Origin of the sequence: Amycolatopsis sp. QT-25 (genome assembly GCF_029369745.1) — a bacterium.
GTDB lineage: Bacteria > Actinomycetota > Actinomycetes > Mycobacteriales > Pseudonocardiaceae > Amycolatopsis.
The window spans coordinates 791,896-805,638 of sequence record NZ_CP120210.1; the positions used below are offsets into that span (position 1 = coordinate 791,896).

Here is a 13,743-nt window from a genome sequence, read left to right on the forward strand (position 1 = left end):
CGCCGTTCCGGTTCTGTCGGACCCTCCGGGTAGCGTGCGACGGGTGCTGACCGTCTCCACTGTGAATGTCAACGGCCTCCGTGCCGCCGCGAAGAAGGGCTTCGTCGAGTGGCTGGGCTCGACGAAGGCCGACGTCGTCGCCTGCCAGGAGGTCCGGGCCGAGCTCAAGGAGCTTCCGGCCGGTGCCGCCGCGCCCGAGGGCTGGCACGTGGTGCACGCGCCGTCGGCGCAGAAGGGGCGCAACGGCGTCATGCTCTTCAGCCGGGCCGAGCCGGAAGAGGTCCGCATCGGGTTCGGCGAGCCCGAATTCGAGGACAGCGGCCGGTACGCCGAGGTCCACCTGCCGAACGTCGTGGTCGCGAGTCTGTACCTGCCCAGCGGTGACGTCGGCACACCGCGTCAGGACGAGAAGGAGCGCTTCATGGCGGCGTTCCTGCCGTACCTCGTCGACCTGCGCGCCAAAGCGGTGGCCGGGGGCCGCGAGGTCGTCGTCGTGGGCGACTGGAACATCGCCTACGACAAGATCGACCTGAAGAACTGGCGCGGCAACCAGAAGAGCTCGGGCTTCCTGCCGGAGGAGCGGGAGTGGCTCGGCCGCGTGTTCACCGAGGCCGGGTACGTCGACGTGCAGCGCAAGCTCGATCCGGAAGGCCCCGGCCCGTACACCTGGTGGTCGTACCGGGGGAAGGCCTTCGACAACGACTCGGGCTGGCGCATCGACTGTCAGATCGCCACCCCCGGGCTGGCCGAGCGGTGTACTTCCGTCGTGGTCGAGCGCGCGGAGTCCTACGACCAGCGCTGGTCCGATCACGCGCCGGTGACGGCGACGTACAGGGACTGAGCGGTCGGCCGGATGTTCGCTTCACGGCTGTTCGCCGTGACGTTCGGGATCCGGTCAGGCACGATCGGACTCAGGAGGCGGCGGTCGTGCACGAGTCGATCGAATCGAAGAAGCGTGACATCGAGGGGCTTTGCCGAACACGCGCGGTGCGCCGCCTCGCTTCGTTCGGCTCTGATCCATGCAGCGGGACGCTCGCCCTCGTCTCCGGATGTCTTGAGGTCGGCGGAGCTGGTGGGCGAGTTCAGTGAGGGCGAGGACTTCGAGGGTTACCGGTCGAACGCCATGCCGCGTTCCGATCCATGGTCAAGCGACGGTTGACGATGCCTTGGTGTGGCAGGTACTTACCGAGAGAGTGCCTGGATTGATCGGTGTGCAGCGGCGGTCGCGAGATGCGTAGGTCCGACCACGCGCCGGCGAAGTACTCCGGATAGCCTGCGCGCGGGAGATCCGGGGGTTGCGATGGAAACGAACGAAGCCAGGCGTATCGAGGCGACGAACGCCGAGCGCTACGCCATGTCCGGCCAGTACGGGTGGGAGTTCAGCCCGGACGCGCCGAACCTCCTGGAGCGGTGGACGGTGCTGCCGTTCACCCAGCGCGGGGACAAGCGGATGGCGTTCGGCGCGCTGAGCGGCGCGTACCAAGGGCTGCGGTTCAGCGTCTTCGACTACCACCGCCGCCCGACGGTCACGAGCGTCCACACGCGGTGGACCAACAAGAAGGTCAACGAACTCGACACGATCTCGATCGACACGGTCTGGGTGGTCACCCTGCCCGCGCCGATGCCGAACTTCCAGATCGTGTCGAGCATCGAGTCCGCCTGGGACGTCGAGCAGTATCCCGAGCCCGCCACGGCGGACCGGAAGTTCAACCGCTGGTACAAGCTGATCGACACCGACCCGAACGTCGCGGTCGGCGTGCTGACGCCGCAAGTGGCCGCCACGATGCGCTCGTCGAAGCTGCACACCTGGTCGCTGGTGGGCGCGGAACTGGTCTACGTCGAGAATCCGACGTTCGGCCGGATCAAACCGGACGAGATCCTCGCGACGCTCGGTAAGCTCGCGCAGCTGGTGTCGCTGCTGCCGTTCCACCTCGGCGGTGGTCAGCCCGCCCCGCCACCGCCACCACAGCCGCAGTACCCGCAACAAGCCCAGTACCCGCAACAACCCCAGCATCCGCAGCAGCCGTATCCGCCGCAGAATCCCGGTTATCCGCAGCAGTATCCACCCCCACCGCAGTACGGCCCGCCGCCGTATCCGCCGCAGCAGCCGGGATATCCGCCGCCCCAATATCCGCATCCCCAGTACCCGCCGGCGCAGTACCCGCATCCCGGGTATCCGCCGCCGGGTTACCCGCCGCGCGGTTACTGACGTGCCTTGGCGCTTTCCGTCCACACTGGACTTTCGACGAAGTGGTTGTCGAATCTTTCCTGACTGTCCAAGAAACCTGGGACGGTCGCTTCGTCGTGGCCCACCTTTCCAGTAGGCGGAACCCCGAGGACCGGCGCAGTTTCGGGGTCACGCTGACCGGGCGCGGATTCGAGGTCGCCGACGCCGCGATGACCGAGCACGCGGCGAATGTCGCGAAGCTCCTGTCGCCACTGGGCGAGGACCTGGGTGTCCTGGACGCCGCGCTGCGCCGCCTGCTGGTGTCCTCGATGAAACCCGAAGGGGCCCTCCACCGCGTCACATGCGGTGAAAGGCCCCTTCGGTTCCCTGGAGCGATCAGCAGTACAGGTTGTTCCCGGGAGCGACGCCGAGGATGCCGGTGAACTGCTGGTACTTGTTCACGCGGCTCTGCACCTGGGCCGGGTTGCCGCCGTTGCACTCGATGCTTCCGTTGATGCTGCGGATGGTCTCACCGAAACCACGGCTGTTGACCATCGCGTCGTGCGGGGTCATCGTGCCGGGGCCGTTCTGGGTCATCCAGTACCAGATGCCGGTCTTCCAGGCGACCGCCGCGTCGTTCTGCACCAGCCACGGGTTGGTCAGCAGCGGCAGGCCCAGCGCGTCGCCGGCGGCCTTGTAGTTGAAGTTCCAGCTCAGCTGGATCGGGCCGCGGCCGTAGTACGCGGCGTTGCCCGCGGGGCAGCCGTACGACTGGCTCGTGTCGCAGTAGTGCGGGTAGTTGGCCTGGTTCTGTTCGACGATGTGGACGAGGCCGCCGGTTTCGTGGTTGACGTTCGCCAGGAAGGCGGCCGCTTCCTGCTTCTTCACCGTGTCGCTGCCCGTGCCGGCGAAGGCCGGGTACGCGCTGAGGGCGGTGACGAGGCCCTTGTAGGTGTAGAAGGGGTTCCGGCTCGGGAACATCTGATTGAACTGGGCCTCGCTGACCACGAAGCCGGACGGATCCGGCGGGTTGGTCGTGCCGCCGCAGGCGCCCTGATCGGCCCAGACCTGCGTTTTACCAGGGGTTTCGTTCTGTGTCCACCACTTCGCGGACCAGTTGTGCCCGTTGTGGGAGGCGGTGTTGCCGCCCCGGTAGACCGAGCTCGCGTTCCACGGTGCCACACAGTCCGCGGCGGAGGCGGACTGGGCCGGGACGACCACGGCGACCGTGGTGGCGGCGAAGGTGGCGGCGACCGCCGCGAGAATACGTCGAAGAGACATCGGTGGCTCCTTCGTACGAGGGGAGCATGCAGGGAGATTGGTCTATACCTTTTAAGGGGTATGGCCAATAGGTATAGACCATTGCGGAGCAGAAACCAACCGGAGAAAGGTGGATCTTGCCTGTTCGGCCCCGTGGAGAGAGCCGAATGGCGTAACGCTGTCCGCTTTTGCCGGAAACAGATTCGGCCGTCGACAACTCCGGGAAGAGGGGTGCTCGAAAGAACCCCCTTGTGAGGGGCTATTCTCGGGCCTCGAGTTGATCAGACCCCCAAGTCTTGACACGCTCGGTAGTTTTTTGACCAGCAGTCTGGAAATGCTCACTCGTTCGGGTTAGCGTTCTGATTCGGCAAAGTCACGTCACGGGAGGCACTCCGGTGCGGAGCCCAGTTCATCTCCTGATGCGATCGGCCCTGCCCGCGGCAAGGGCCGCGGCGGTCGTCGCGATCCCCGTCGCCCTGCTCGTCGGAGGCGCCGGTCCGGCGTCGGCCGCGGAGATGGCGTCGCGCTCGGAGATGGCGTTCGGTCTTCTGGGCCCGGTCGGCTTGGTCGCCGTCGCGCTCGGCATCGTCGGTATGGCCTTCGGCGTGTTCCGTCAGCGTCGGAAGGCCCGCGCGGCCGCCGTCGCCCCCGCCCCCGCCCCCGCCCCCGCTCTCGCGGTCCCGGCCCAGCCCGCCGCCCCGCACGTCGCCGCGATGGCCGAGGCCGTACTCGCGGACGACGCCCTTATCCGTCGGCAACGCCTCTGACCTGCGCCATCCCGGTTCAGATCGCGGTTAGCCCGCTGAAGTCGACACGCCTGCGGATCGCGGTTAGCCCGCTGAAGGCGACGCGGCGGATTTCTTGGGTAGGTACACCTAGTCCCGCCCGGATTGTTTAGCCGCCCGCTGATCGCCACGCTCGGGTCCATGACGGTGACGCGGCGTCGCAGCCGGCCCGGTGACCCCTTCCCGCGCGCGCTGGACCGGGCGATCACGGACAGCGGTCTCGGCCTCGACCGGATCCGGCACCGACTCGCCCAGCAGGGCGTCCGGGTCAGTGTCGCGACCTTGAGCTACTGGCGGACCGGAAGAAGCCGCCCCGAGCGGTGCGACTCCTTGAAGGCGGTCGCGCTGCTGGAGCGGCTGTTCGAACTTCCGCACGGTTCGTTGCTGAACCGGCTGGGCCCGCGTCGCCCCCGGGGCCGGTGGGGCGACGCGGGAACCGGATCAGACTCCGGAGTTGGTGCGGATCCAGCTGCGGAAGTAGGGGACGTCCACGTAGATCGACGGCCCGGTCGCGCAGGTGCTGCTGTTGTTCCCGGCGCGGCTGGTGGCGCCGACCAGCTGCCAGACACCGTTGACCTGCTTCACCTGCGGGCCGCCCGAGTCGCCGTAGCAGGCACCCTTGTTCCCGCCGGGGTTGTTGGTACAGATCTCGCTGGCACCGCTGATCCCGAGACAACGGCTGTCGGCGACGATCGAGGTGTTCAGTTCCTGCAGGGTGATCGGGGCACCACAGCCGCCCTGCGGGGCGCAGGTCTGGCCCCAGCCGATGATCCGCGTCGCGGTGCCGACGGGCCCGGACGTGTCGGCGATCGTGACCGGCGCCTGCGAAACCGCCGTCGAGAGCCGCAGCAGCGCCAGGTCGGCGCTCGGGTGGGCGATCCGCTGGGCCACGCGGGCCACGGTGCCGCCGCTGGTGCGGTTCGTGGTGCCGACCCGCACCTGGTACGGCGTGCCGCAGTGCTTCGCGGTGACCACCCAGGTCGAGCTGATCAATGACCCACCACACTGATGCCCGCCGCCGCTCGACTGCTGGGACACCATGAACGAATAGACCTGCGTCGCGTTGCCGCCGCCGACGATGTTCGGCTGGACGCCTCCGGTGGGCTCGGCGGCCGCCGCGACGCCGGAAAGCGAGAAGACGGCCGCAGCCGCCGTGGCCAAGCCCATCAGCAGGGATCGTGCCTTCATCTGGGTTCTCCTTCGGTGTGGCCGGAAGATCCGGTGCCATGAACGCTAGGAATCGGGCACCTTGCCCAGAACCGTCGGAAGTATGTGGCCTTTAACCGTTTAGACCGTTCGGCCGGGGTGAGGCCGGATGACCTGCCGGGAGGTGGCCTGAGAGAATCCGGGCGTGTCCGACGAACTGAAGCGCCCGCGGGTGCTCTCCGGGATCCAGCCGACCGCCGACTCGTTCCACCTGGGCAATTACCTGGGTGCGCTGCGGCAATGGGTGCGGCTGCAGGACACCCACGACACCTTCTACATGGTCGTCGACCTGCACGCGATCACCGTCGAGCAGGACCCGAAGGTGCTGCGCGACCGGACGCGCCGCTCGGCCGCGCAACTGCTCGCGCTCGGCGTCGACCCGGCCCGCAGCGCGTTGTTCGTCCAGAGCCAGGTGCCCGAGCACGCCCAGCTGGGGTGGGTGCTGGAGTGCCAGACCGGGTTCGGCGAAGCGAGCCGGATGACGCAGTTCAAGGACAAGGCCGCGAAGCAGGGCACGGATCGCGCCAGCGTCGGCCTGTTCACGTATCCGGTGCTGCAGGCCGCGGACATTCTGCTGTACCAGGCGAACGAGGTCCCCGTCGGCGAGGACCAGCGGCAACACCTGGAGCTGACTCGCAACCTCGCGCAGCGGTTCAACAACCGCTACGGCAAGACGTTCACCGTGCCGGAGCCGCATATCGTCAAGGACACGGCGAAGATCTACGACCTGCAGGACCCGACCGCGAAGATGAGCAAGTCCTCGTCGACCGGCAACGGACTCATCGAACTGCTCGAAGACCCGAAGAAGTCGGCGAAGAAGGTGCGCTCGGCGGTCACCGACACGGGCCGCGAGATCGTCTTCGACACCGAGAACAAGCCAGGCGTCTCGAACCTGCTGACCATCCTCTCCGCGTTGACCGACCAGCCGGTCGCCGACCTTCAGAGCTCTTACGAAGGCAAGGGCTACGGCGACCTGAAGAAGGGTGTCGCGGAGGCCTTCGTCGAGTGGGTGACGCCGGTGCAGGAGCGCGTCCAGTCCTACTTGGACGACGTCACCGAGCTCGACAAGGCGTTGGCCCTCGGCGCGCAACGGGCCAGGGAAGTCGCTTCGGTGACTTTGCGGAACGTCTACGAGAACATCGGGTTCCTTCCCCCGGTGGCCTGATTCGCGCTGCGATGTCGTCGCTGTGTGGTTAGCGTTTGACGGTGGCGAAAGACGACGGCGCGAAGCCGGAAGAGGACAAGCTGTTACCGCGGTTGAGGCGGAAGTACGGCTGGCTCGATCACCTCATCCGGGCGAACGACGCGTTCACCGAGCGGTACGGAAACCACTACGCCGCCGCCATCACCTACTTCAGCGTGCTTTCGGTGATCCCGATCTTGATGGTCGCCTTCGCGACCATCAAGATCGTGCTCGCCGGTGATCAGGTGGTGACGAACCAGCTCGTCGACGGCATCAAGAAGTCGGTCCCGGCGGGGCTGAGCGAGCTGGCCGGCAGCATCATCAAGGCGGCGCTGGACTCCGGCGGCGGTATCGGGGTCTTCGGTCTGCTGCTCGCGCTGTACTCCGGCGTCGGCTGGATGTCGAACCTGCGGGACGCGCTGACCGCTCAATGGGGCCAGGAAAAGCAGAAGCTGCCGCTGGTTTCGACGACCATCAAGGATCTGCTGTCCCTCGTCGGACTCGGTGTCGCACTGGTGGTCTCGTTCGGTCTCACCGCGGCGGGCAGTGGCGTCGGGCGGTTCCTGCTCGAACTGGTCGGTCTCGAGAACCAGGCCTGGGCCGTGTTCCTGTTGAGAGTCGCGACGATCGTGCTCGGCCTGCTCGCGAACACCCTGGTCTTCCTGTGGGTCATCGCGAGGCTGCCTCGTGAGCACGTCGCGCTGCGCAGCGCGATCAAGGGCGCGATCTTCGCCGCGGTCGGGTTCATCGTGCTCCAGCAGGCGGCGACCTTCTACCTCGGCAGTGTCACGAAATCACCGGCGTTCACGTTGTTCGGCCCGGTGATCGGCCTGCTCGTGTTCGCGAACCTCGTCTCGCGGTTCCTGCTGTTCGTCACCGCGTGGACGGCGACGGCGAAGGAGAACGCGAAGACGGTCGTCGAGCCGCCGGCCCCGGTGCTGATCCACCCGAGGGTGACCGTTCAGCAGGGGCCGGGACTCGGCACCGTCGGCGGGGCTTTCGCGACCGGCGCGCTCTTGGGCTGGCTCGGCCGCCGAAAGTCCTGACTTGCCGGCCGGGTTCCGGCGTGACAGGCGCCGGCTGTGCCTGCGCGGCCTTCTTGTTCCGGACGAGGCCCGCGACGAGCAGGGCCACCCCGGCAACGCCGACGACGACGCCGAGCACCGGCTGGTAGTCCTCGGCCCACATCGGCAGGACGAACCGACGGTCGGTGTAGGTCATCGCGACCGAGCCGAAACCGAGCAGGATGAACAGGAACGCGAGTCTTCGCAGGGAAGAGGACACCCCGGAAACGAGTACGTGAGATCGGGGAACACCCGTGGCCGTCCCCCGAACGGTTCACGAGTGGAGACCGAAGGGCAGTGGCCCGGGTGGCCACTGTCCGCCGATCCGGGCTACTCGCCCGACATGGCCTTCTTGCGCTGGTGACCGACGACGAACGACACCACGATGATCAGGAAGACGGCCAGCGTGATGATCCAGCCCGTCACTCCGAACGGGTCTTCGGCCGTGGCGGCGGCCCCGCTGTTCGACGAGCCGTCGGCGTTCGGAGCGGGCTTGGCCACTTCCGCGTTCACGGATTCCGTCGGCTTGTAGTCGATCCGCCCGACCGGTTCGGCTTTGGCTTCACGCAGCGCGAAGCCGTAATCGAGAAGCTTCGCGGCCTGTTCGGTGACTCGCGTCGGCCGCTGCTCGGCGCGAAGCATCACGATCCCGATCCGATGACCGTTCTGGACCGCGCTGCCGGCGTAGGTGTGGCGCGCGTCATCGGTGAACCCGGTCTTCCCGCCGGTGAATCCGGGATAGTGGCCGAGGAGTTTGTTGTCGTTGTAGATCGTGACGACGGGTTTTCCCGCGATGGGCGGGATCTCGAAGCTCTTGGTCTTGACCACCTTGGCGAATTCGGGGTTCTTCATCGCGTGGTGGAAGATCAGGCTCATGTCGTAGGCGGAGGTCGACATGCCGGGGCCGTCGAGCCCGGACGGTGTCGCGGCCCGGGTGTCCGTGGCGCCGATGTTGGTGGCCAGCGCGTTCATCTTCGCGAGGGTCGCGTCCACGCCGCCGAGCACGGTGGAGAGCGCGTGCGCCGCGTCGTTCCCCGAGTGCATCAGCAGTCCGTGCACCAGCTGGTCCACTGTGTACTGACCACCCGCGGCGATGCCCATGCAGGTGCACTCCTGCTCGGCGTCCTCCTTGGTCGGCACGACGACCTTGTCCGGCGGGAGTTCGGTGACCACCACCAGTCCGAGCAGGACCTTGATCAGCGAGGCGGGCCGCTGGCGGCCGTGCGGATCCTTCGCGGCGATGACGTCGCCGGTTTCCAGATCCTGCAGCACCCAGGACGCGGCGGTGTTTCCCTCGGGCGGGTTCAGCGCGCGCTTCGGCAGCACGAGCCCGCATTCGGCCATCCGGTCGCCACCCACCGGCACCGGCGGGACCGGCAACGGCTCCGGCGCGGCCTCCCCTGGGCGCGGTTTCTCGGAGGTGTCGACCGGCGCGGGAGGCGTCGTCTTGTTCGCGCACGGCTGCGCCTGGGCTGGTGGCATCGGAGCGGCTGTGGCCACCGGCGTCACCGCGAAGGCGAGCACACCGGAAACGAGGACCATGAGCGACCGGGAGATAGCGCTGTGCACCCGAGCAATGTAGCGTCGCCGGGCCCGCTGCATACTCAGGGGCATGCGCATTTCGCGAGGTACTTCGATGTTCCTGCTGGGTTTCGGCGTGTGGTCGTGGATCATCTGGATCACGTTCGCCAAGAATCTCTGGGACAGCGACCGCGCCTGGGCCGCCGACGGCTCACCCACCGCCTACTTCATCGTGCACGCGGTGCTGACCGTGGTCTCGTTCGTGCTCGGCACCGTCATCGGGCTCATCGGTCTGCGCACGCTCCGTGGCGCCAAGTCACGAGACGCGGAAAAGGCTGACGCCTGATCAGGTCTGTCGTCCTTTTGACGGTGGTGGCCGGGCTCCGCCTCCCTTACGTTCACTCCACCGAATCATGGAGGTGGAATGTCCCGGATCAGACGCCTGCTCGTCCCCGCGCTCGTCGCGGCGGCGACGGGAAGTGTGTTCGCGGCCCCGTCGGTGAGCGCCGCGCCCGCACCCCAGTGCGACACCGCTAGCGCGCCGTTCAACTACGTGGTGCTCTACGACCCGCGCACCCCGGAGCGCAAGGTCGACGCCGAGCTGCGCGCCAAATGCGGCGAGAAGGTCGCGTACTACCCGGAGATCGGGGTCGCGGTGGCGACCTCGCGCAACGCCGACTTCCAGGCGAAGATCGGCGTCTTCCGCGCCTACTCGGGCGGCCGTGACGTGGCGTTCCCGCCGGCGGCCACCGCTCGCTCGACCCGCTCCGCCGTGGTCGACACCAAGGAGAACGAAGAGACCACCAGCGTCGCCGTCGAAGAGGACCTGTCGGCTCAGCAGTGGGACATGCGGGCGATCCAGGCTCCCGAGGCGAACAAGGTCTCCGGTGGCAGCCGCTCGGTGACCGTCGGCGTGCTGGACTCGGGCATCGAGCCGACCCACCCCGCGTTGAAGGGGGCACTGGACCCGAAGGCGTCCGCCGGCTGCAACTCGGGCGCGCCCGACACCACCCCCGCCGCCTGGGCGCCCACGAACTCCGACCACGGCACGCACGTCGCCGGCACGATCGCCGGCAAGGACACCGCGCGCGGCTTCACGGGCGTCGCGCCGGGCGTCAAGCTGGCGTCGGTGAAGGTCGTGAACGACGACGGCCTGATCCTTCCCGAGGCCGCGGTGTGCGGGTTCATGTGGGCGGCGAAGCACCGCTTCCCGGTCACGAACAACAGCTACTACATCGACCCCGGCATGTTCTACTGCTCGAAGGAGCCGGGCGACGCGGCCGCGTACGAGGCCGTCCGCCGCGCGGTGGTCTACTCGACCGGCCGTGGCGTGCTGAACGTCGCCGCCGCCGGCAACAGCGGCTTCGACGTCACGAAGCAGACCACCGACCCGAACCGCCCGCACCCCGTCGACTCGAGCTGCGGGATCCTGCCGAAGGCGATCGAAGGCGTCGTGACCGTGTCGGCCATCGGCTACGCGGGCACGAAGTCGTCCTACAGCAACTTCGGTGCCGGCCAGGTCGAGGTGACCGCCCCCGGCGGTGACCGCGCCCAGCTGCCGCCGACCGGTCAGGGCGCCGGTTGCCCGTTGTCGACCATCTTCAACGGTGCCTACGGCACCAAGTGCGGCACCTCGATGGCGTCCCCGCACGCCGCCGGCGTCGCCGCGCTGCTGGCGTCCCGCTACCGCCACGCTCCGCCGCGGCTGCTGACCTGGCTGCTGGAGCACCAGGCCGACGCCGTCGCGTGCGGCACCGCGGCGCCGGTCTGCGAAGGCCCGGCGAAGAACAACTCCTACTACGGGCACGGCCGCGTCAACGCCCTGGACGCGGTGAAGTAGATCTTTTCGAGTGCCGGGGCCCGTCCGCGTTTCGCGGGCGGGCCCCGGTTTCGTTTTCGGACTTGCGCGAAAGCAGGATTCGGTCGGTGATCGCCCGATCACGTGCCGGGTTTTTCGGTATTGACGGTCTTCCGACGAGGTAAGCTCGTGAGTGAAGCTCAATGGGGTGACACACCGAGCGAGTCTCCAGGGGCCTGCGTTAGGGTGCCCACTTCCACATCGCTCGATGGGGATGTCAGGTTCGACCTCGCGAATGGACACATGATGACCGGCGGTTCCGAGACGGGCGGCAACTAGCCCATCGCCTGGCTCCGGCATGAGGTCGAGCTTTCACCCATGCCGGAGCGTCAGCCGTTACGCGTGTAGTCCGCGACGAAGCCCATCCGCTGGCTCATTTGGGGCTCACGAGCGGAGAACTCGACTATCACGTCGTTGTTCCGCACCTTCTTCTTGAAATTGCGCGCGCCCTGGTTGCGCACGGTGAGAGAGGCGGGGTTCAGGACGTTGCGGAACACGACGCGGTGGGTGAACTTGCAGACCTGCTTGTCGAAGACCACGTCGAAGTCCTCCGGCTCGGTGCCGTTCATCAGGTCCGCCGACATCTTCGGCCACCACCACTCGACGGTCACGAGGTCACCGTCCGCGACCCGGTTCCCCAAGTGGACATAGATGTCGAGACGAGGTTGGCCGGCCTTCGAGTTCTTCCAGACCGAGGTGGCCTTCGCTCGGGTGCGTTCGGCAGCGCTTTCCGGCCTCGCGTGATACGCCTTGCATGAGATGCGCCGTTTCGCCCTGGCGGTCAACGGAGTTATCCCGTAGTAGGCCATCTTGAGTGAAACGTATCTCGGCTTGCCGTCCGCGGCGGCATTGAGAATGATGTTGCGTTTGCAGTAGACGTCACCGTTGTTCTCGACGATGGTTTCCTGCCGCCACTCGCGGAGGACGATCGGTGAATCCGTGTGCATGCTGTCGGCGTAGTCGTGGAGAATGTTCTCCACGTTGACGAGTTTGTTGCGTTGTCGTTGCGTTCCCGCGAACGAAACCAGTGCGGCCAAAACGAACAGGACGCCGGCGACGGTGGCGAAAACCGTCCTGAGCCAGGCGATGCCGAGTACCTGGCCGAGCAGGCCGACAAAGCCCAGCATCGTGACCGTGCCGCCGAAGACACGGATGTAACCGTGCTTGTAAACGAGTTCTTCGATTTCCGCGATCAACGGGAGAAATCGCTGCGAAAGGAGCGCACGCAGCTCCGAACCTGCCGTCATCCCCTCGCCGCCCCTCGATCACCGGCTTGGTGACTCTCCAGGCTATCTCAGTCACGTACCGTTTCCAACGGCTTCAGAGTCGGTGAAGCACCTTTCGTCGGATTCGCGATCGGGTCCCGCTGGTTACGTTGGGAACACCTTCGACAGTGGGGAGTTCACGATGTCGGTGTTCGGTCGGTTGGTTCCCGTGGTGGTGGGGCTGGCGGTGCTCCCGCTCGTCAGCACGCCCGCGGCGGTGGCGGCTCCGGTGGCACCTTGCAGCGAGGAGCCTCGGGAGCTGCCCATCAGCGAGTTCACCGACTATCGCGAGCTGGTCCGCGAACTCGGCAGGCTCGAGCGCGTGAGCAAGGGACGGGTGGCGGTCGAGGAGGTCGGGCGGTCCCACCGCGGGCGGGTGATCCACCAGGCGACCGTCGGTACCGGCCCGAAGGTCTTCGTGGTTTCCAGTGAGATCCACGGGAACGAGAAGACCGGGACCGACGCGCTGTTGCGCATCCTCGACTACCTCGGCACGTCGGAATCGCGGGACGCCGAGCGGCTGCGGAAGACCATCACCTTCGTCGCGGTCCCGAAACTGAACCCGGACGGCGCCGAACTCGACCGGCGCGGCAACGACCTCTCGTGGGCCGAAGTGCAGCGGAAGTTTCCGCAGCTCAAGGACCGGCCACCCGCCTGGAACTACCTCAGCGACGTCCTTCAGGGCGACGACTACCGGAAACGTCCGGGCTTCGACGTCAACCGCGACTTCAACCCGGACCTGAACTACGTCCCGCGCGCGGAGGACTTCCCCGGCGCGCCCGACCAGCCGGGCTGGTTCGTCACGCCCGAGGCGCGGGCACTGCGTTCGGTGTACGCCAGGTTGACCGAGCAGCGGGGGAAGGTCCCCGATGTCTACGTCGATCTGCACCATCAGGGCGCCTGCGTCCGGCAGGAAGGCAGCAACCGGCTTCTCGACGTCGGCATCGACTACCCGCCGCTGCCCGACAAGTTCTTCGCGCCCGGCCAGAAGTACGCGAAGTACCGCGATGTGTACACAAAGGACGAATCGCGGCAGCTGGCGATCAGCGCCTTCACCGGCATGACGGCACGCGGGTTCGTCGGCGCGCGGTATCCGCACGGCGCCGATCGCGATCTGCCGGGGCAGGCGCGGTGTTCGTTCGCCCTGAACGGGACCGGCACGGTGCTGTTCGAGGTGCGCGGGCAAACGCAGACGCTGGGGCAGCGGCACCGGGAGCACTTCACGCGCGCGGTGCTGGCCGGGCTGTACACCATGCTTCGGGACGTGAGCACGGGCGCTGTCGACTACCTCGATCCGGAGGCTTTCGACCGGCTGCCCGGAACCGCCGCTTCCTCCTCCGCGGCACTCGCCCGCGTTCTGGAGTAGCGGCTGTCTGCTTTGCCTCTTAAGTACATGATGGCCCCCTTCCTTGCGCCTAGGTACAGGAAGGCGGC

12 protein-coding genes are annotated in these 13,743 nt (G+C 67.2%); 8 read left to right on the forward strand and 4 right to left on the reverse strand.

From position 1 onward, the window contains the following. Nucleotides 1-34: 34 nt before the first annotated feature. Together P3102_RS03965 and P3102_RS03970 are read left to right on the forward strand one after the other, a co-directional pair. Nucleotides 35-841, forward strand: coding sequence for an exodeoxyribonuclease III (locus P3102_RS03965; protein ID WP_276366598.1), 807 nt, complete (start codon nt 35-37; stop codon nt 839-841). Nucleotides 842-1,300: 459 nt separating this feature from the next. Next, nucleotides 1,301-2,209, forward strand: a complete 909-nt coding sequence (locus tag P3102_RS03970; RefSeq protein WP_276366600.1) for a hypothetical protein — start codon at nt 1,301-1,303, stop codon at nt 2,207-2,209. 354 nt (nt 2,210-2,563) lie between these two features. Here P3102_RS03970 and P3102_RS03975 read toward each other — a convergent pair whose 3' ends face one another. Then, nucleotides 2,564-3,448 (reverse strand): glycoside hydrolase family 19 protein, encoded by an 885-nt coding sequence (locus P3102_RS03975; protein WP_276366601.1) that lies wholly within the window; start codon nt 3,446-3,448, stop codon nt 2,564-2,566. A gap of 398 nt (nt 3,449-3,846) precedes the next feature. Between P3102_RS03975 and P3102_RS03980 the strand changes: the two genes are divergently transcribed. Further along, nucleotides 3,847-4,194, forward strand: coding sequence for a hypothetical protein (locus P3102_RS03980; protein ID WP_276366603.1), 348 nt, complete (start codon nt 3,847-3,849; stop codon nt 4,192-4,194). Between the two features lie 459 nt (nt 4,195-4,653). On the opposite strand, the gene P3102_RS03985 is transcribed toward P3102_RS03980, so the two are convergent. Beyond that, on the reverse strand, nt 4,654-5,400 hold the full coding sequence (locus tag P3102_RS03985; protein WP_276366605.1) for a serine protease: 747 nt from the start codon (nt 5,398-5,400) through the stop codon (nt 4,654-4,656). A gap of 163 nt (nt 5,401-5,563) precedes the next feature. On the opposite strand from P3102_RS03985, the gene trpS reads away from it, so the two are divergent. Both trpS and P3102_RS03995 read left to right on the forward strand, forming a co-directional pair. Beyond that, the gene (trpS, locus tag P3102_RS03990; protein ID WP_276366607.1) at nt 5,564-6,583 is read left to right on the forward strand and encodes a tryptophan--tRNA ligase; all 1,020 of its coding nucleotides are present in this window, start codon (nt 5,564-5,566) and stop codon (nt 6,581-6,583) included. Between the two features lie 41 nt (nt 6,584-6,624). Next, nucleotides 6,625-7,647 (forward strand): YhjD/YihY/BrkB family envelope integrity protein, encoded by a 1,023-nt coding sequence (locus P3102_RS03995; protein ID WP_276366609.1) that lies wholly within the window; start codon nt 6,625-6,627, stop codon nt 7,645-7,647. 348 nt (nt 7,648-7,995) lie between these two features. Here P3102_RS03995 and P3102_RS04000 read toward each other — a convergent pair whose 3' ends face one another. Continuing rightward, complete coding sequence (locus P3102_RS04000; protein WP_276366610.1) at nt 7,996-9,234, reverse strand: D-alanyl-D-alanine carboxypeptidase family protein; 1,239 nt, start codon at nt 9,232-9,234, stop codon at nt 7,996-7,998. Nucleotides 9,235-9,277: 43 nt separating this feature from the next. Here P3102_RS04000 and P3102_RS04005 point away from each other — a divergent pair, with 43 nt between their 5' ends. Continuing rightward, on the forward strand, nt 9,278-9,532 hold the full coding sequence (locus tag P3102_RS04005; protein ID WP_276366612.1) for a hypothetical protein: 255 nt from the start codon (nt 9,278-9,280) through the stop codon (nt 9,530-9,532). A 78-nt stretch (nt 9,533-9,610) separates the two neighbouring features. Then, nucleotides 9,611-11,026 (forward strand): S8 family serine peptidase, encoded by a 1,416-nt coding sequence (locus P3102_RS04010; RefSeq protein ID WP_276366614.1) that lies wholly within the window; start codon nt 9,611-9,613, stop codon nt 11,024-11,026. A gap of 347 nt (nt 11,027-11,373) precedes the next feature. Here the strand turns inward: P3102_RS04010 and P3102_RS04015 are convergent, their stop codons facing one another. Continuing rightward, on the reverse strand, nt 11,374-12,291 hold the full coding sequence (locus tag P3102_RS04015; protein WP_276366616.1) for a DUF4064 domain-containing protein: 918 nt from the start codon (nt 12,289-12,291) through the stop codon (nt 11,374-11,376). Between the two features lie 160 nt (nt 12,292-12,451). Between P3102_RS04015 and P3102_RS04020 the strand changes: the two genes are divergently transcribed. Next, nucleotides 12,452-13,675: a M14 family zinc carboxypeptidase gene (locus P3102_RS04020; protein WP_276366617.1), complete on the forward strand. Its 1,224-nt coding sequence runs from the start codon at nt 12,452-12,454 to the stop codon at nt 13,673-13,675. Nucleotides 13,676-13,743: the final 68 nt, after the last annotated feature.

What these genes read in the sequence shown, in the direction of transcription:
- P3102_RS03975 (WP_276366601.1), bottom strand. Translation starts at nt 3,448, where the DNA reads ATGTCTCTTCGACGTATTCTCGCGGCGGTCGCCGCCACCTTCGCCGCC.
- P3102_RS04020 (WP_276366617.1), top strand. Translation starts at nt 12,452, where the DNA reads ATGTCGGTGTTCGGTCGGTTGGTTCCCGTGGTGGTGGGGCTGGCGGTG.
- P3102_RS04005 (WP_276366612.1), top strand. Translation starts at nt 9,278, where the DNA reads ATGCGCATTTCGCGAGGTACTTCGATGTTCCTGCTGGGTTTCGGCGTG.
- P3102_RS03970 (WP_276366600.1), top strand. Translation starts at nt 1,301, where the DNA reads ATGGAAACGAACGAAGCCAGGCGTATCGAGGCGACGAACGCCGAGCGC.
- P3102_RS04010 (WP_276366614.1), top strand. Translation starts at nt 9,611, where the DNA reads ATGTCCCGGATCAGACGCCTGCTCGTCCCCGCGCTCGTCGCGGCGGCG.
- P3102_RS04015 (WP_276366616.1), bottom strand. Translation starts at nt 12,291, where the DNA reads ATGACGGCAGGTTCGGAGCTGCGTGCGCTCCTTTCGCAGCGATTTCTC.
- P3102_RS03985 (WP_276366605.1), bottom strand. Translation starts at nt 5,400, where the DNA reads ATGAAGGCACGATCCCTGCTGATGGGCTTGGCCACGGCGGCTGCGGCC.
- P3102_RS03980 (WP_276366603.1), top strand. Translation starts at nt 3,847, where the DNA reads ATGCGATCGGCCCTGCCCGCGGCAAGGGCCGCGGCGGTCGTCGCGATC.